This window comes from Embleya sp. NPDC025285 (genome assembly GCF_055558835.1).
Window position 1 is genome coordinate 1 of record NZ_JBVHLU010000086.1, and the last position, 17,695, is coordinate 17,695.

At 71.3% G+C, this 17,695-nt stretch carries 13 protein-coding genes and 2 pseudogenes; 7 read left to right on the forward strand and 8 right to left on the reverse strand.

Features of this window, described 5'->3' with window-relative positions; translation table 11 throughout:
* The 3 genes from ACZ4FV_RS39135 to ACZ4FV_RS39145 form a co-directional block, all read right to left on the reverse strand.
* Positions 1 to 183, reverse strand: a 183-nt coding sequence (locus ACZ4FV_RS39135) for a GNAT family N-acetyltransferase (protein ID WP_465325384.1), incomplete at its 3' end; no start/stop codon positions are given.
* 237 nt (positions 184 to 420) lie between these two features.
* Complete coding sequence (locus ACZ4FV_RS39140; protein ID WP_465325386.1) at positions 421 to 1,074, reverse strand: response regulator; 654 nt, start codon at positions 1,072 to 1,074, stop codon at positions 421 to 423.
* The gene (locus ACZ4FV_RS39145; RefSeq protein WP_465325388.1) at positions 1,062 to 2,342 is read right to left on the reverse strand and encodes a sensor histidine kinase; all 1,281 of its coding nucleotides are present in this window, start codon (positions 2,340 to 2,342) and stop codon (positions 1,062 to 1,064) included. The genes ACZ4FV_RS39140 and ACZ4FV_RS39145 overlap by 13 nt, the downstream gene beginning before the upstream one ends.
* Before the next feature lie 161 nt (positions 2,343 to 2,503).
* Here ACZ4FV_RS39145 and ACZ4FV_RS39150 point away from each other — a divergent pair, with 161 nt between their 5' ends.
* Both ACZ4FV_RS39150 and ACZ4FV_RS39155 read left to right on the forward strand, forming a co-directional pair.
* Positions 2,504 to 3,271, forward strand: a complete 768-nt coding sequence (locus ACZ4FV_RS39150) for an ABC transporter ATP-binding protein (RefSeq protein ID WP_465325390.1) — start codon at positions 2,504 to 2,506, stop codon at positions 3,269 to 3,271.
* The gene (locus ACZ4FV_RS39155; RefSeq protein WP_465325392.1) at positions 3,268 to 5,775 is read left to right on the forward strand and encodes an ABC transporter permease; all 2,508 of its coding nucleotides are present in this window, start codon (positions 3,268 to 3,270) and stop codon (positions 5,773 to 5,775) included. The genes ACZ4FV_RS39150 and ACZ4FV_RS39155 overlap by 4 nt, the downstream gene beginning before the upstream one ends.
* On the opposite strand, the gene thpR is transcribed toward ACZ4FV_RS39155, so the two are convergent.
* The 3 genes from thpR to ACZ4FV_RS39170 form a co-directional block, all read right to left on the reverse strand.
* Positions 5,756 to 6,550: an RNA 2',3'-cyclic phosphodiesterase gene (gene thpR, locus ACZ4FV_RS39160; RefSeq protein ID WP_465325394.1), complete on the reverse strand. Its 795-nt coding sequence runs from the start codon at positions 6,548 to 6,550 to the stop codon at positions 5,756 to 5,758. The two genes, ACZ4FV_RS39155 and thpR, sit on opposite strands and share 20 nt — an antisense overlap.
* A 517-nt stretch (positions 6,551 to 7,067) precedes the next feature.
* Positions 7,068 to 7,313, reverse strand: a complete 246-nt coding sequence (locus tag ACZ4FV_RS39165) for a hypothetical protein (protein WP_395861387.1) — start codon at positions 7,311 to 7,313, stop codon at positions 7,068 to 7,070.
* On the reverse strand, positions 7,297 to 7,548 hold the full coding sequence (locus ACZ4FV_RS39170; protein WP_395861385.1) for a DUF6400 family protein: 252 nt from the start codon (positions 7,546 to 7,548) through the stop codon (positions 7,297 to 7,299). The genes ACZ4FV_RS39165 and ACZ4FV_RS39170 overlap by 17 nt, the downstream gene beginning before the upstream one ends.
* 732 nt (positions 7,549 to 8,280) lie before the next feature.
* On the opposite strand from ACZ4FV_RS39170, the gene ACZ4FV_RS39175 reads away from it, so the two are divergent.
* Positions 8,281 to 8,610, forward strand: a complete 330-nt coding sequence (locus ACZ4FV_RS39175) for a hypothetical protein (protein ID WP_465325397.1) — start codon at positions 8,281 to 8,283, stop codon at positions 8,608 to 8,610.
* 451 nt (positions 8,611 to 9,061) lie between these two features.
* Here ACZ4FV_RS39175 and ACZ4FV_RS39180 read toward each other — a convergent pair whose 3' ends face one another.
* Entirely contained in the window at positions 9,062 to 11,098 is a 2,037-nt protein-coding gene (locus ACZ4FV_RS39180) for a hypothetical protein (RefSeq protein WP_465325399.1), read from the reverse strand.
* 951 nt (positions 11,099 to 12,049) lie between these two features.
* On the opposite strand from ACZ4FV_RS39180, the pseudogene ACZ4FV_RS39185 reads away from it, so the two are divergent.
* From ACZ4FV_RS39185 to ACZ4FV_RS39200, 4 genes and pseudogenes are all read left to right on the forward strand, one after another.
* Positions 12,050 to 12,198 (forward strand): annotated as a pseudogene (locus ACZ4FV_RS39185) (zinc carboxypeptidase); the annotation flags it as partial.
* Positions 12,199 to 12,567: 369 nt separating this feature from the next.
* Positions 12,568 to 13,359 (forward strand): annotated as a pseudogene (locus tag ACZ4FV_RS39190) (S1 family peptidase); the annotation flags it as partial.
* 93 nt (positions 13,360 to 13,452) lie between these two features.
* Entirely contained in the window at positions 13,453 to 13,728 is a 276-nt protein-coding gene (locus ACZ4FV_RS39195) for a proprotein convertase P-domain-containing protein (RefSeq protein WP_402235314.1), read from the forward strand.
* A 718-nt stretch (positions 13,729 to 14,446) separates the two neighbouring features.
* Positions 14,447 to 14,932: a TetR/AcrR family transcriptional regulator gene (locus ACZ4FV_RS39200; RefSeq protein WP_465325425.1), complete on the forward strand. Its 486-nt coding sequence runs from the start codon at positions 14,447 to 14,449 to the stop codon at positions 14,930 to 14,932.
* A gap of 687 nt (positions 14,933 to 15,619) precedes the next feature.
* On the opposite strand, the gene ACZ4FV_RS39205 is transcribed toward ACZ4FV_RS39200, so the two are convergent.
* Entirely contained in the window at positions 15,620 to 17,548 is a 1,929-nt protein-coding gene (locus tag ACZ4FV_RS39205; RefSeq protein WP_465325401.1) for a choice-of-anchor P family protein, read from the reverse strand.
* Between the last annotated feature and the right edge of the window lie 147 nt (positions 17,549 to 17,695).

A 17,695-nucleotide genomic window follows, 5' to 3' on the forward strand; every position in this document is an offset into this window, starting at 1 on the left:
GGTCGCGACGACCTCGCCCGTGCTCTCCAGGACGAACAGGTGCAGACCGGGCGAGCGCAGGATCCCGGCGAACACGGCCACGCCCACGCCGTCGCGTATCGACGGGTCCTCGGGGTGCAACTGCCGGTACAGACGCAGGATGGCATCGAAATCGCCGGGCCCTGCCTCGCGGAACACGATCATGCCGCCAGGCTACGCGAACGGCCCACCCGGATCGCCGTCAGTGTGCGACGGCGCCACGTCCGGCGCGAGCAGGCGTTCGTCCTCCGCGGCACGTTGCGAGGCCCGTAGAGCGGAACGCTCGTCGTCCGCTTCGTGCTCACATCACATCGAACGACCGTCACGTTCGCGGAAGGGGCGCCTCCACCGAATGGGGCGGGGGTCGTTGGCCGGCAAGGTCGGTGATGCACACCGTGGCTCTCACTGTTCGCGCAGGTAGGTGAGGACCGCCAGTACTCGGCGGTGTCCCGCGTCGTCGGCGAGCAGGCCGAGTTTGTTGAAGATGTTTCGGATGTGCTTGTGGATCGCGGCCTCGGTGACGTGCAGTTCGGCTGCGATGTCGCCGTTGCGGTGGCCCTGTGCCATCAGTTGCAGCACGTCGCGTTCGCGTGCGGTGAGGGCGGTGAGCGGACTGCGGCTGCGGCTGCTGCCGCGGCGCATCAGGGTCGTCACGACCTCGGGGTCGAGCACGGTCTCGCCCCTGACCACGCGGTCCATGGTGCGCAGGAAGTCCTCGACGGCGCCCACCCGTTCCTTGAGCAGGTAGCCAACCGCTCCGGCGCCGTCGGCCAGCAGTTCGCCGGCGTACTTGGTCTCCACGTGGGCCGACAGCACAAGCATGGGGAAGCCGGGACGCACGGCGCGGACCTGCATCGCGGCGCGCAGACCCTCGTCGGTGTACGTCGGCGGCATCCGCACGTCGACGATGGCCAGTCCCGCGTCGAACTCCTCGATGGTCTCGTACAGCCGATCGGCGTCAGGACGCGCCGCGACCACCTCGACGCCCTCGGCGGACAACAGCGCCGCAAGACCTTCGCGCAGCAGCGTGTCGTCCTCTGCGATCACGACTCGCATGGCAGCTCCATCCGCACCGACGTCGGCCCGCCGGGTGGGCTGGCGACTGCGACCGTGCCGCCGAGTGCCTCGATCCGGCTCTCGATTCCGGCCAGGCCAGTGCCCTTCGACCGCTCGGCGCCGCCGTGTCCGTCGTCGGTCACGGTGGTGGTTACGCGCATCTCGCCGTCGTCCTCCGTCCAGGTCAGGTGAATATCGCATTCGGTCGCGTTGCTGTGCTTGGCAACGTTGGTGAGCGCCTCGGCGACCGAAAAGTACAGGGCGGCATCGACGGACGCCGGTGTCGGCGCCGGGGCGTCGACCCGCAGCCGGGTGGGGATCTGCATCCGGTCGGCCAGCAGCCCCAAGGCCGGCACCAGGCCTTCCTCGGCGAGCACCGGCGGATAGACGCCCCGGATGATGCGGCGCATTTCGGCCAGCGCGTCGCGGTTGGCGTCCTGCGCTTTCGCCAGGGCCGTCGCGACGTCGCCGGTTCCGGTGCTCAACTGCCGTTGCGCCGTGCCGATGAACATGGAGACGGCCACCAGCCGGTTCTGGGCCGCGTCGTGCAGGTCCCGCTCGATCCGCCGCAGCTCGGCGCTGTGCAGGTCCACGGCCGAACGTCGGCGCTGCTCCTCCATGTGCGCACGGAGTCGGAGCTCCTGGTCGCGAGTCGGGGCGAGCAGCAGTTCGAGAAGCTTCGCGTCGGCGGAGCGCACGGGGGACGCGGCGACCGCCCACGCGGCCAGTCCGGCGAGCCCGATCAGGCCTGATGCCAGTGCGAGCCACCACGACGTGATCTCGAACAGTTGGTCGGCGGGCTTGCCCTCCGGCATCGCCCACCAGTACGTCGGCAGTGCCAGCGCTTGCAGTGACACCAACGGCAGCAGGACGATGACCACGCCGAGCGGGATCCCGACGACGATCCGCTGGAGGACGGCGGCCAGATCGCGGGCCGACGTGCCGTCGGCGATGCGCCGACGGGCAACGTCCGCCCCGGCGGCAGGGCTCGGGTACGGGGAACCGATGCGTCGTCCCAGCGCCCGTCCGACCCTGACCCGTTCACGGTCGCACCAGTGCCTCAGCAGCCCGGACGCGGCGCCGGTGAGCAGGAGCCCGACACCGACCACCGACAGCGCGGCCACCACCACGATGACCGCGAGAACCAACAGGCCGTACAGCCCGGAGAGGGTGCCGGCCGCCAGGTACCGAACCGAAAGAGCCGATCGCCGGACGGACTTCGCGTCTCGTGGTCGTTGCCTGGTGCCGACGCCTTCGGTGGAACTCACCTGGTGAGCCTACTGGCACCACCAAGTCCCCGGCAGAGCCCGTCGGGCTGCCCGCCCGGAGGGATATAGCCGGCACTACCATCCGGGTGGGCGCACGTACCACCGCGGCTCGGGTGAGCGGGGGACTGTGTCGCAAGCACCGCGATCCTACGGTCGGTTACGTGAAAACGCACAAGGGCGAACGCCCCGGAAACCATGACGACCACGCCGTGACGGTCAGCGGGTTGAGCAAAAGCTTCGGCGCCGATGCCACCCGGTTCTGGGCATTGGCGAACATCGACCTCTTCGTCGCGCCGCGGAGTTTCACCGCGATCATGGGACCGTCGGGCTCCGGCAAGACCACCTTGCTGAACTGCCTGTTGGGCCTGGAAAAGCCCGACACCGGCTCGATCCACATCGGCGGCACGGACATCACCGGCCTGGACGAGGCCCAACTGGCCGAGATGCGGCGTTCGCACGTCGGGGTGGTGTTCCAGTCCTACAACCTGATCCCGTCGCTCACCGTCGCCGACAACATCTCATTGCCGCTGCGACTGGCCGGCCGACGGATCGACCAGCGCCGCGTACGGGATCTGGCCGAGACCGTCGGTGTCGGTGCCACACTCGAGCGCCGACCGGCACAACTGTCCGGGGGGCAGCAACAGCGCGTCGCGTTCGCGCGTGCGCTCGTGACGGACCCGGAGTTGATCGTCGCCGACGAGCCGACCGGCGCGCTGGACACCGCCTCGAGCGACGTCATACTCGGCCTGCTCCGTTCGATCGTCACCGACCTCGGACAGCGGGCGTTGCTGGTGACGCACGACCCGCGGGCCGCGGCGGTCGCGGACCGTGTGCTGTTCCTCCGCGACGGACGCTGGCACGGCGAACTCCACGGGGCCACCGAAGGGCAGATCGCGGCGACCCTGACCGACCTCGGGCTGCGGTCGTGAACAAGCTCGCCCGACTGACGCTGCGAGCGCGCACGGGCCAGGTCGTCGCACTGGCTGTGACCGTGTTCTTCTCGGCCGTTCTCGTGGGGGCGTTCGGAGTACTCCTGGAGACCGGCGTCCGCGGCCGGGTCTCCACCGGCGAGTACGACAACGCGCCGTTGTTGGTCGCGTCCCGGCAGTCGGTGCCGGTCGGCGGCGACGTCGACATGACGGTTCCGGGCCGGGCGTTGCTGCCCGCCTCCTTGGTCGACGAGATCGCGGCGGCGCTGCCGGCATCCCGCGTGGTCGCCGACCGCATCGTGCCCGCCATCCTTGGTGGCCGAGCGGGCGACGCCGAACCGGTGGACGCGCATCCCTGGTCGGCGTTCGCGCTCGGGAACCGCGAACTGGCCTCGGGACGCGCACCCGTCGAGCCGGACGAAATCGTGCTGCCGGGCCACGTCGCCCGTTCCCACGGCCTGGCGACCGGGGGAAAGGTCTCGCTGGGCTTCGGCGACCGGTCCGTCGAGTACACGCTCGCGGGCACCACCACAGCCGACGACACGGGAGTCGACGTCCCGGACGTCTATCTGAGCGACGGGCAGATCGGGACGCGCGGCAACCCCGATCGCGGTGTGGCGGTCATCGGCGTCTGGCCGCAGGCGATGCCCGACGAGCACACACTCGCTCGCCTGGTCCCACCCGCCGACGCTCGGCTGTGGGATCGAAGCGCCCGGGGGCCCGTCGAGGCGGTCTCCCAGGGCCGGGCGACGGCGGCACTCGTCTCCGCCTCGGGCGCGCTCGGCGCTGTCGCGTTCATCGTCGCCGTGTTCACCGTCATCGCTCTGACGTCGCTCCAGATCCGCGAGCGATCACGCGAGTTGGCCATGCTCCGCATCGTCGGCGCCACGCCACGACAGGTGAAGCGGCTGCTTCGCGCGGAGATCCGCGTGGTCGTCGCGCCGGCAGGGGGCCTCGGCGGGCTCGCCGGACCACTCGTGGGAGCGGTCATGATCGACGCCATCCGATCCTGGGGGGCGCTGCCCCGCACCCTTCAGCCGGTCTTCGGCCCGTTCCCCTTCATCGCGGCGATGCTTACGGGTTTCGTCGCCGCGGAGATCGCCATGCGCGTCGCGGTGCGCCGAGTCGTACGCAGCAGTCCGCTGGCGCAACTCGAGGGTGGCGACACGGGTCCGTCCGGATCGCCGCGGACGGCGCGGCGCGTCGTCGTCGGAGTGGTGCTCCTCGCGGTGGGCATCGTGATGGCCCTGGCGCCGACCTACACGTCCAACGTCGATGCGGCCAGTGGACTTCCCGGGATCTCGGGATTGGTGATGGCCTTGTCGATCGGTCCGCTGAGTCCGCAGGTGGTGCGCGCGGCGGCCGCGATCGTGCGCCGACCGGCCGCGCGGACCGCCGCGGCATACATGGCCCTCGGCAGTATTCGCCACCGGGCCGCCCGCGTCGGCGGCGCGATGACCCCGATCGTCCTCGGAGTCGCGCTGGCCGCGGTCCAGCTCTCCGGCGCCGCGACCGTCGGCGCCGTGTCGAAGGCACAGGCTCACGCGGGCGCGCGCACCGACCTCACGGTCACCGTGTCGAGTGCCGGCGTCGGCGACCGGACGGCCGAACTCGTGCGAGGCGTGCCCGGGGTCGGCTCCGCCACCCCATTCGTGACCACCGGCGTCATCGTGCAGCCGCCCGCCGGCAGCGACAACAGCCCCCAAACCCTGAAGGCACTCGGCATCGCCGGTGACCAAGTGGAGCGCTACGCCGATCTCAAGCCCACGAGCAACAGTCCGATCCGTCTCCGGCAGGGCGACGTCGTGCTCGGCGTTCTCGGTGCCGCACAACTGGGAGCACACGTGGGAGACGAGGTCACCATCGTGCTGGCGGACGGACAGTCGATCAAGCGGCACGTGAGCGCGCTGTACGAACGCGGCCTCGGTTTCGGCGATGTCCTGCTCCCACTCGACGACCTGCAGCCGGCCACCGCTTCGGGACTCGCATCGGGTCTGGCCGTCACGGTCCCCGCATCCGAATCGGTGGCGCGGGTCGAACGCCGCATCCGCAACGACCTGGCGGACGTGCCCGGAGCCGAGGTCACCCGGTCCGCCTCCGTCGCCGACGCCGACGGCGCCTCGGGCGGCGAGGACAAGTTCGGGCTGCTGATACTGCTGGTCCTCTTCGGCTATATCGCCATCGCGGTCACAAACTCCCTCGTGACGGCAACCCTCTCCCGCCGATCGGAATTCGTGCTCCTGGCGGCCGTCGGCGCCACACCACGCCAACGACGCTCGATCCTGCGCTGGGAAGCCGCCATCCTGGGCGCCACCGCCTGCATCGTCGGGACCGCGTTCGCGCTGCCCGGCCTGTTCGCCATGACGTACGCCCTGAGCAACGGCGACCGCATCATGCCCGCAATCGATCCCTTCACCTACAGCGGGATCGTCACGTTCACCTTCGTACTCGTCTTCTCCGCCACCGCCCTCGCCGGCCGAGCCGTCATGCGCGACCGGCGATGATCTCCGCGTTCGAGTCGGCATCGGTGCGCTCGTCGGGTGCCGACGGCGCACCGACTGCCGCCGTAGCGGCGGGTGCCGCCGGGTTCAAGGACCGGCTGCGCGCAGAGGGGCCAGTGTCGGGGTCGCCCACCCGGACGAGCTGCTCGTCGTCGGCCGTGACGATGACGATCCGGAGCAGCCCGCCCGCGCGGACGTGCGATGAGCGCCTGCCCACCAACGGCCACGTCGCCACGTCGTGGTACCGAGCCGGGCCGTTGCCGATGACGCTCTGCACCAAGTGCAGCCGGGCCGCGGTCCATTCCACCCCGTCGAATCCGGCGAGATCGGCCGCCGGGTCGGTGAGCGCACTGCCCGGAGGGCGCCGCCCGCCCGCCCCGCGGGCTTGGGCGACGCGGGCCAGAGTCACGTGACCGTGCCACGGCCGGCCCTCGATCGGGATGTGGCATTTGCCGGCCGCGCGCCGTACGGCCACGGCCAGGGCGGCCATTGCCCGCCGATCGCCCCGGATCCCGATCCACAGGGTGCGATCACCGAAACGGCCGCTGCCGGTGAGCGCGAGGTTCCGCGGCGGATGGCGTGCGGCGACGCGGGCGAGCCGGGTTTCCAACTCGATCCGGGTCTTCGGCTCCACCGTGCCGAGAAAGGCGAGAGTGAGGTGCCAACCTTGGGGCCCGGTCCAGCGCAGCCCGTCGTACCGGGAGCGGATCGGGTCGACGGCACGACGCAATTCCGCCACCGCTTCGGGGGGCGGCACGAGCGCCACGAACAAGCGCATGGAGCCGTTTTCGCTCACCCATCCATCAGAACACGGCTGCGGCACGACCGCGAACAACCCCATCCCGCCCGGTACACCTGTCCTTGTCAGTGGCGGAAGAGCACGACCGTGCGGCCGTGGGGGATTCGGTGTCGTCGGGGATGTTCGTGATTCCGGTCAGGGCGGGGCTGTCGGCGCCGGTGACGCCCGGGATCTCGGCGAAAGTGCTCCAGGCACACCGAGACGACCCTGAGGATCTCGTCGGCCCGCCGCAACTCGACGTTCTCCCTCGGGAGTTGCCTCGGTTCCTCCGACTCGGCGGTGGTCGGGCGGTCGGTCCGCTCCCCCGGCGTCGGCCTCGGCCCCCCGGACCCGATTCCGCAGGGCCTCCGTGTGGATGCCCAGGTCCCGGGCGACCCGGGCGACCCGGGTGCCCAAGAGGTACGTACCTCCCGGATCGCCCGTTCCTGCGGCTCATCGGGGCATCTGCGTGCCGCCGGCACAGCTTACGGACCTCCCCGGCCTCCGCTCCGACTCGTCAGAAGCAGGGAGTGTTGTCACCGGAGCGGGTGATGCCGGGCCGGGTGTCCAGGGACCACATGTGCGTGCATCGGGGGCACTGGAGATTGACGACCGGCCCGTTGTTGGAGATCAGGTAGCGCCAGTGCTCGCCGCAGTTGCGGCGGTCGGCGCAGGTCGCGCAATGGCGGGCGTCGTCGCAGACCGGGCAGGTCACCCAGGCGCGTCGGGCGAGGTCCGCCTGTGGATCAATGGGCAGCCGCATGGCCCGGCTCCTCCCCCGGCAGGACACCGGCCGCCACCAGCAGGTCGTGGATGCGCTGCTGTTCGGCGTCCAGGCCCGAGTAGAGGAGGGCATACGCCTCGTCCTCGCCTCGCAGGACCGCCACCGGGTCCCAGTCGGGCCCGAGTGCTGCGACGACCTCGGCCCGTCGCCGGGCCTCCTCGAAGGTGAGGTCGATCGTGAAGGGGACGAGATCGGGAGTGTTGTCCTGGTTCATGGCGAGACTTCCGAAGTGCTGGGGAACCCGCCCATCTCTACCAGGCACCGTTGCCGCAGGGAAGAGCGGCCCCAGTCGCCTCGAGACGCCCCGGGGCCACGCTCCACCCCCGCCCATCGACGGGGCGCCCTCGGATCAGCCGACACAGGCGGGCCGTTGCCGCCACCAAGCCTCGAACGACGGACACGCCCCACCCACGGCACTATGACGTATTTCACGGCGCGCCCCGCAGCATGCACCGAGCGGACCGTGGGGCGCAGCGGCGATCACGACGGGGACCATTCCAGTGCGCGCCGGCGACGTCGCTCGCACACGGCGGGTGATGCGCGGCGACGGTCCGACCACTGACCGCCCTCCTCAAAGGCACACGGCCGGCCGGCCCCTTGGCGACCGCTCGGACACCTGGCCGATCCGGCGGAACCCTTGGACCCCGAGCCGTCGCCGCCTTCGTCACTCGGGTCGACTGCCTCACCTGAACCCACCGGCACACCAGGCCCCAATCGCCGCACGCGACACACCTGGCCATCGCAGACCCGGCACAAGGAATCGACTGGATCCTGGACGGAGAATCCGACGACTGACCCGACCGGGATCGGCCGACAGAACCAAGGAAACCACGGGATGAAGCAGCGTCCGTTGCGCCGTCAACCGAGAGGGGAACTGGCGCGGCCGCCGCTCGGTGCCACGATGGAGTGGAGGAGCCTTTTCGATCGGCGATTGGGGAAGGCGATCATGAGCCGCGAGTATCACTTTCATTGCGAGCACGCCGGTTGCTCGGTCACCGTGGGTCTGCGGATGGGCGGGACGCGGGAGCTGGAGCTCCTCGTGGACGGGAAAGAGGTCGCCGCCGCCCGCGTCCACGGCCACCACGCCCGGACGCAAGTGATGACCGCGATCCTGCCCACCGACCCGCCTCGCGGCATCGAGGTCGAAGTGACGCTCCCGGGCGCTCTCGGCGGCGATCCGGCGAGCGTCCTGCTCGCGGCCGGCGAACGCAGGCCGATGCCCGCTCGGGAGGTGCCTCGGCGGTCGCGGCCGACGGAGGCGTCCTGGTACTCCTGACCGTGTCGGGGCGCCACAAGGCGTATCGGTGACGCCCTCGGGCCGCCGGAGACGTCCGTGGCGCGGCGACTGGGGGCGGATCGTGCAGCGCCCGGTTCGGGCGAGTCTGGGTGGTCACAAGGTCCCGGAGTCACGGGGCTCGGCGTACGGCGCGCTTCGTGCCCGGTGCGGTTTCTTCAGCCGGCCGAGCGACCCGCCGGCCACCGTCGTCGTCAAGCAGGTGCGGCCGCAAGCCGCCGCCGTGTCGATCCATGGGGTGTCGCCACCCCCGCAGGCATCGGAAGCGATCTCGAAGCGACCGGATGTGAAGCTGATCAACGTCCGCTGCGGCCGGGCGCGGAGGTTTCCGCGAGCCACCGCCCGCCGTTCACCGAATGTCGTCAACCACCCACCCAAGCGTCTGGTTGTCGTGGTGGCTCGGGTTCCGGGGACGGGACATCACAGTGCGGTCTCACGAACGACCGGCGGCGCGACCGGCGGTGGCGAGCAGCTCGTCGACCGAGCCCGCGAAGTCCGGCAGCAGCCGCATCGCGATCGTCCACGCGTCGGGATCCTCGCCGAGGTGCGCGTCGACGAGTGCACGCAACGGCTCGGCCAGCGGCCGCAGTTTCCCACGGCTCCGCTGCTCGTCGCCGAACGCCCACAGGAGGAACGAGGCCGCCGCGGTGTGCGTCAGCAGGTCGTCCGGCGTGAGCGTGCCTGAACGCAGGCACGCGGCGAGCGCCGGGAGCACGAGTGTCCACCCCGAACCTTCGCGGCGGCCCCACACCCGGGCCGCTGCGGGCAGGAGCGCCAGGGCGGTCGACCGGGGCAGCGCCGCCAGCAGCCGGGCGTAACGTTGCGGATCGGCTTCGAACAGCGCGGCGGCGACCGACTCCGGCAGCGCGGGATGGCGGCTGAAGGTGTCGAGGACGTTCCTCTCCGCGCGTCCCGAGGTCACCTCGTCGAGGACCACGTCCCATGAGATCGGGGCCTCGACCGGGGCGTGGTGCGCGACGGGGCCCGGTTCCGCCGCGGTGCCGGTCGTCCGGGCGACGAGCTCCGCGCGCTGGTACGCGGTGAGGGCGTCGCCCGCGAGCAGCGCGGCGTCCACCTCGCCCAAGCCGAGCGCGATCAGTTCGGCACGCTTGTCGGGGTCGTGCTCGACGCCCGCGACGAAGTCGCGCAGCACCTCGGGGCTGCGCGAGGCCAACTCCCGTGCGATCGGCGGGACGAGCGCCGGCGCAACCGGCGCCCTGCGGCTGACCCCGGCCAACTCCGGGAGGACGTCGTCGTCGAACGCCGCGAGGATCGCGGACAGCGCGTCCGCGTCGGCGCAGGACAGCAGCAGCCGCAGCGGCGAAGGACCGGCCGACGGTGGGCGGGCCGGCCGCGGCTGCCGGCGGAAGTCGGTCCACGGCGCGGGCGCCTTGCCCGCGGGCGCCTTCGCCGAGCCGGACGGCCTCAGCCACGGGACGGTGGCTGCCTCGTCGAGCAACGCCAGGACACTGCCGGGGTATTCGGTGTCCCGGGTGAGCAGTGTCGCGGCCGCGCGCCAGGCGCCGGGGTCCGTGCCGAGCCGGGTCCGCACCGCCTCGCACAGGCCCTGTTCGAGGGCGGCCACCTCCTCCTCGGCGAGGGTCACCCTGATCCAGTCGTCGTTGGGCGGCGACCAGTGCAGCGCGTCGATCAGCCCGAGGACCCGTGCGGCACCGGGCCCGCGGCGCAAAATGTCGTCCGGAGTGACCGTGCCCGTGTCCAGCGCCACCCGGGCGGGGAACGTGTACGGGTTGTCGGTCGGCCCGTACGCGAGCAGGGCCAGCGCGGTGTCGACCGGGCATGCGGGTTCGCCGACGAGCGCGACGCACTCCTCGTTCTGCCACGGCTTTTCGATGTGCCGCACGGCGGTCTCGGCCCAGTCGTCGGCGGTCCACTTCTCCGGGCGCAGCAGCGCGAGCGTCTCGGGGAACCGGTCGTGACCGCGCGGCGACGACGTGTCGGGGTCGGCCGCCAGTGCGCCGGATCCCTGAGGTGGCAGCGGACGCCTGCCGAGGATCGTCCGGTATGTCTCGGCGGCCAGTTCCGGGTCGGGGCAGTCCATCGCCATGCCGAGTTCCGGCAGCGCGTCGGTGCACATGAGCCGTTGGCGCAGCACCGGCGCGATCGGGAGGGTGGCCAGCGCCCGGCGGCGCAGTGAGCCCGGGACCCTGCGGTGGAAGAACACCGCCGCCCGGACGTCCGGATCGGGGTCGGCGGCGAGCGCGGCCATCGCCCGGTGGTCGAGGAATCGGTTGCGGGCGTACGCCGCGCGGTCGGCGGCGGCACCGTCCCGCAGGCACCACGTGACGGCGCTCGGCCGTAGCACGCAGTACTCCAGTATCTGCGCGCGCAGCTCGGCTCCGACGCGGGCGAGTGCCAGACCGGCCTGGCGTGAGTCGCCCGCGCCGGTCAACGCCCCGAGAGCGACCAGGTCCGGAAGGGGGAGCGAGCGCTCTTTCACCGGCGTCACGCGCGCCTCCCGCCGACCGCACGCGGGGCGTCGCCGGCACCGGTCGACGCCCTGAGGGCATTCGGGCGAGACAGGCGGCGCTTCGGCTCGCCCCACGCGGCCGCGCACCCCTCCGTCCACTTCGGATCGGTCACTCCGCAGACCGGGGTCGTCATGGGTCGGATCCCAACTTCCTTCGCAGGGCGGACCGGGCGGATGGTCCGCACGATCGGGATGGCACCGATGATGCCGCCGCGAGGAACGCCCGCCGCAGCACAATCGGCCGGCGGATACCGCGTACGCGTCGAGCGCGGACCCGGGCGACGGCGCGCCGGCCCTCTCCCACAGCTCGGGAACGACAAGGGATTTCCCCGATTCGCGCCGGGTTCCCGATGGCTAGCGTTTGGTAGCGGTACCCCTCGACTTCTCGTGCCGAACACGTCCCCCGTACCGAACGCCTCCGGCGTCAGGAATCGGAAGTCAAGCGCGGTCTCCCGTTCAATGCGCGGCCGTCCCTCCGCACCTTGATCCGTGGTTCGCTCGTCAGACACCCCCCGGAGCGACCGGAAGCCGTTTCCCGCCGGCCTTCGGCCGTCCCCTCCGCGCACCCACACCACCCCGCGTGTGCGCAGCTCGCGCACCGAGTCGGGGACTGCGGCGCAGTGCATCGACTGCGATCCATCTCGACGGATGCCGTCGGCCACCACCGACGGTCTCCGGTCGACACGCACAGGAACACATCCCTCCGGCGTCGGCGAAATCCGGCGCCCTCGTGAGGAGGTACCCGTGTGAGACGTAAACGCCTGTCCGTCGTCACCGCTGCCTTCACCGCTGCTCTCGCGATGGTCGTGGTGGACCTCGCGTCCCGCGGTCGGCAACAAGGCACCGGCGTCGGCCGAAGCTCGTACCTCGGCGGAATACAGCGTTGTGGTCGGTAGGCATCGGTAAGCAGGTGATCGGCCGGCCCTGTCAGGCCGTGCGCTGTGCGTGCCGAAGATTTCGGACAACGTCTCGGTCGACGAGAACGAACCGGAAGGGCTGTTCGCCCACCATCAGCATCCCCGCGAACACCTGACTGTCGGCCGGCGCTCTACCTGGTGAAACTCCCCGGCGACGGTTACGCCGGGAAGGTCACCTGCCGGCACCTGCCGGCAGGATCCGCGACAGGCCATACGAGTCGGGAACGGTGTGCGCGTCGCACGCGGTCCACGCGGTCCACGCGGTGCGCGCCCTCCGCGCCGTCCACGCCTTCCCGCCGAGCGTCGGCAACACCCGCACCGCACCGCCCTCGTCGCGGTGCGTCGGGTGCGCCGAACCACTGCTCCATCGCCCGGAGTTCGCTCCTCTCCGGGTGGCTCCAACAAGCATTTCCCCGGTCGCAACGCGGGGTCCATCCGGTTCCACACCCCGGCTTCCACACCCCCGGTTCCGGATCCACGCGCTCCCCCATGCGGGTCGAAAGGAAGAAAATGGTAAGCAGGCATTCTCTGATCAAAAGGCTCCTGGTGGTTACCGCCGCTGTGACGGCAATCGCCGCCGGCGGCGCGGGGCAGACGATCGCGTCGCCCACCCCGCCGCCCTCCAACCCGGGCGACGTCACACCGCACATCGTCGGTGGCACCTTGGCCGCCCAGGGCGAATTCCCCTGGATGGTACGGCTGTCCATGGGCTGTGGCGGCACCATGTACACCGACCAGATCGTGTTGACCGCAGCGCACTGCGTCGACGGATCCGGACCCGACTCGAGCATCACGGCCACGTACGGTGTGGTGGACCTGAACAGCCCGGCGGCTGTCAAGCGCACGTCCGTCGAGGTGCTCAGCTCCCCCACGTACGACACCCCCACGGGCGGTGACTGGGCGCTGATCAAGCTGGCCGCCCCGATACCCGGCGCGGCGACCATCCCGATCGCCACGAACAAGACCTACGACAACGGCACCTTCACCATCGCCGGTTGGGGTGCGGCCACCGAGGGCGGCGGACAGCAGCGCTACCTGCTCAAGGCCGACGTCCCGTTCGTGACCGACGCGACGTGCAAGGCGTCGCCCGGGTATTCGGGGTTGATCCCGGCGGCCGAGATCTGCGCCGCGTATCCGCAGGGCGGCACGGACACCTGCCAGGGCGACTCGGGCGGGCCGATGTTCCGCAAGGATGCCGCAAACGCCTGGATCCAGATCGGGATCACGAGTTGGGGTGTCGGCTGCGCCCGACCGGGCCGACCGGGCGTGTACACCGAGGTGAGCACCTTCGCCACCGCCATCGCGCAGGGCGCGAGCGAATTGGGCGGAGTCGATCCCCCGGACGGTGAGACGTTCGAGAACACCAACGACGTCGCGATCCCGGACAACGGCGGCGCCGTGTTCAGCGACATCGCCGTGACCGGCGTCGCGGGCAACGCGCCGGCGACCCTCAAGGTCGGCGTCGACATCAAGCACACCTGGCGCGGCGACCTGACCGTCGACCTGGTGGCCCCCGACGGCACCGCCTACCGACTCAAGAACTCCAGCGGCAGCGACTCCGCCGACAACATCATCACGACCTACACCGTCAACGCCTCCAGCGAACTCGCCAACGGCACCTGGCGCCTGAAGGTTCAGGACGTCGCCGCCGCCGACACCGGCAAGATCGACTCCTGGAAGGTCACCTTCTAGTCCGGCGGGATCACCTCCCGACGATCCTTCCCGATCTCCCACGACCACGTTCCAGGGATAGCCCCCTTCCTCGGCCTCAATGCCCTCCACGCACGGCGCGGGCCGGGGACATACCGATCCAGGCTCGGCTCGGCCCGACGCGGTTTCCCGCGCCGGTCCGGGCCGAGCCGCACGTCGTACGTCAATCGGGCGCGCAAGCCCCGGCCCACACCACACCCCCACCAACCATCCCCTGGCTCATCTCCCGGTCAAGGTCGGTGTCGCCGTCAACGGCTGTTCACGGATGCCTCGTTCGAGGTGGGGACCGCATCCGGATCGGTGGAAGTCGCGGCGCCGCGGAGCCTTCTGCGGGCTCGGACCCCACCAGCCACAGGCCGGTGACCACGGCGGTAACCAACGTGACGGTGCCGGCAGCGAGGAAGGCGCTGTTGAGGCCGGTCTCGAAGGAGGCGCCGCCGGATTGCCGGGTGCGGACGACGGCTCCGAGTACCGCCACGCCGAGCACCGCGCCGATCTGCCGGGTGGTGCTGCTGATGCCTGAAGCGAGGCCGCCTTCCTGTGGGCCGACTGCTTGGATGGCGGCTCCCGTCAGTGGGGACATCGTCAGGGCGAAGCCGATGCCGACGACTCCCAGCCGCCACCACACGTTCCCGCGGCCCGACGACCCGGCGGGCGCAGCGCCCGCGTCGGCGCGGAGGTACACCGGGCCGTCACCGACCTGATCAGCGAGCGCGGCTACGGCAACTTCACCGTCGGCGAGGTCGCAGCCCGCGCGGGTGTAGCCGACAGCAGCATCTACCGCCGGTGGGGCAGCCTGGAAACCCTGCTCACCGACGTGGCGCTCACCCGCCTCAACGCTCAGTCGCCGATGCCCGACACCGGGAGCCTGGCCGGCGACCTGCGCACCTACGCGGCCAACGTGGCCCGCGAGATCACCGGACCCGACGGTCCGGCGCTGCTGCGCCTGGCCGTCGCCCTGTCCGACAACGGTCCTCAGGGCCTGCAGGCGCGTGACGACCTCCTCGCCGAACGCGCCCGGCAACTGCAGTCCATGCTCGATCGCGCCCGCGAACGCGGCGAGCACCCACCCGACGCGTTCGGCGTGCTGGACCACATCCTGGCCCCGATGTACATCCGCGTCCTGTTCGGCAGGGGCCCGCTCACCCCGGACTACGTCGACGGACTGGTCGACCGATTGTTGTAAACCTCGACCCGGTCCCCGTGATCGGCCCTCGGACGCGGTAACAGGGTCCGCGGCACCGGGGCCTCGTGAGGTGCTCCGCCGCGTGCCGTGTGCCGTGTGCCGTCCCACCTCAGGCACCCGGCCCCCGGCCGGCCCACGCGGCCCGGCCGAAGCCGTCGGCCGGCGACGCGCGTCGCGCGTTTTCTTGACCCGCCCCGGGCCTCCTCACTCGTCAACCCCCGCGAGGTCAACGGGCGTTCCGTCGTCGCCGAACGCCTCCATCCCCCGGAAGGCCCCGTTTGCCGCCCGGTCCGGCCGGACCCGGGGATCGAGCAGGAACGGATCAGGAAGACACCGGGTGGCCGCAACTCCGCCATCCCCGGCAGGTATACGCCCTGTGCATGGTTCGCCGGCCGCCGACCACACCGGGCGAGAGCCGGTGTCGAGGTCCACGCGGGCGGCCCCGTCTCCACACTCGAGCGACCGCCGGTGATCGACGTGTCGGTGCGCCGCTTGTACCGCGAGAACCCGGCCCGTTCCCGGACCACGCCTGTCGAACAGGTCCCGGGCCGACGGTGCCCTATCGGCGGCGGACCCCCGCCCCGCGGAGGCCGAATCGAATCCCGGGACGCGCCCCGACACCAATGCCGACACGCACGGACGCGGCGACCGCGAATGGCCGCCGCGCCCAAGCTCGTCCGCCTCACCTCACGCGGTCGGGCACGTACCTCCCGGCAGCGTCAGCGCCACCCGCGCATGCGACACCACGACGCTCACGCCGGACAACAGTGTGATCCGCAGCGCGTTGACCGTGATCCCCCGACCGCCGGGGTCGACCACTCGCTCGTTCACCCGCACCGTCGCCACCAGCGGGATCGTGATATCCACGTTGACGTTCGGGTTCACCACCGGCACCCCGGCCACCCGCAGGTTCGCCAACGTCACCGAACCGCTCGGCGTCGCGCCGCCGTTCGCGTCACCCTGCACCGTGGCGATCGCTTCGACGACGTCCGCCGTGACCAGTCCGCCGAGCAGGTTCACCCCGGCCGTCTCGGCGCGCGCGTTCGCCCGCTGCAGGCCGTTCGCGTCGATCGTGCCCTCCGCGCGGGTGGTGACCACGCCCGCGTTGCCGACGACGCCCAGCGACACCGTCGCGACGTTGTCGGTGTCGACCGCCGCGACGTTCGAGCACGTCACGTCGGACGCGGCGATCGGGCCGATGTTCGCGAGCGGGGACTTCAGTGCGGCCCCGTACGCGTGCGCGTCGAAGCGCATCGTGTCGAACACGACGCTCGCGCACCCCGGCAGGCTCACCCCGACCACGTTCGTAAAGCCCGCCGCGCAGTTCGTGTACGTCCCGCGCGCCGCCGAGGTCACCTGGACCTGCGCCGTGCAGGATTCCTGACCCGCCGTCAGGTTGCCGGATACGTCGACCGAGCCCCCACCCGCCGGCGCGAAGACCGAGCCGGCATCGCACGTCGTCGTGGTCACCCCGGTCGCCTTGAGCCCGGCCGGCAGCGCGTCCGAGAACGACCAACCGGGCTTGGCGCCCAGCTCGTTCGTGTTCGTGATCGTGAAGGTCAGGGTCGAGGTGCCACCGGTGAGCACCGGTGTCGGCGCGAAGCCGATGTCGACCTGCGGGCTCGCGTCGACGAGCTTGACGTTGTCGAAGGCCACGTCGTTGCCGGTGCCGCTCGGCTGCTCGTTCACCAACCGGATGCCGGCCTGGTTGCCGGCGAACAGCACGGCGCCGTTGCTGGTGAAGGTGCCGACCTTGGCCCCGCCGATCGTCGTCGTGGCATCCACGCACGCCTCGATCGGGCGCGTGAACGCGGGCGTGGCCTGGTCGCCGTCGAGCAGGTAGAAGCTGAACTTGGAGTGGTTGGCGAAGCAGTTGACTTCGGCGATGTCGACCGAGAACGCGATGAAGCGCCGCCCCGCGGGCAACGGGATCGGGGTCGCCGTCTCCAACTGCACCTTGCCGGCGCCCGGATTGCCCGCGGTGTACGCCGTCACGGCGTGGTTCGTGGTCGAGGAACCACCCGACCACTGACCGAGTACGCCCGCGAGGTTCTTGACCTGGGCCCAGTCGCCCGGGACGCACCCACTGCCGGCGGGAGGCGTGGTCGACGCGGCCGGCGACGTGACCCAGCCGTTGCACGCGGTCAACCAGGCCGGGTCGGCGGTGTACGTCTCGCCCACCGGCGGACCGCCGATGTAGTTCGTGAGCAGGGTCGGCGTCGCGCCCTGGCCGTTCTCGAAACCCTCGGCGAAGATCGCCGCGGGCGCCTGCGGCACACCCGGTGTCCCGGGCGCGGCCTGCGCGCCGCCGACGGCGAACGGTGCGGTCAGACCCGCAACGGCCACCGCGATCGATATACCGACGTTGCCGAAGCGTCCGGTGAGCCGTTTTCTCATCGTGGACATGACGAAACCCCTTACGTCGCAAGGTGTCTGACCCCACGACCCGCCCCACGGGGCAGGCCGAGGACGGCGAGGCCGCACCGACCGATCGCGGATACCACGACCGGTCCGGCACATCGCCTTGAGCAGCACAGCACCCACAACGCCGGACGACCGCCTCTCGGCAGCCAAACCACACCTACAGGTGACACCGTCGCGCGCCGGTGCGCGCACCGAACCGCCCCGCGCACCCCCACCGCGGGAGCCGCGCCGCACCCTCGACCGTGCCCCACCACCCCTCACCCTCCACCCCGCACGATCGCCCGGCTCGGCCGACCGCGACGCCCGCCCGGTGACAACGCGTCCACGCCGTCCGCCGCG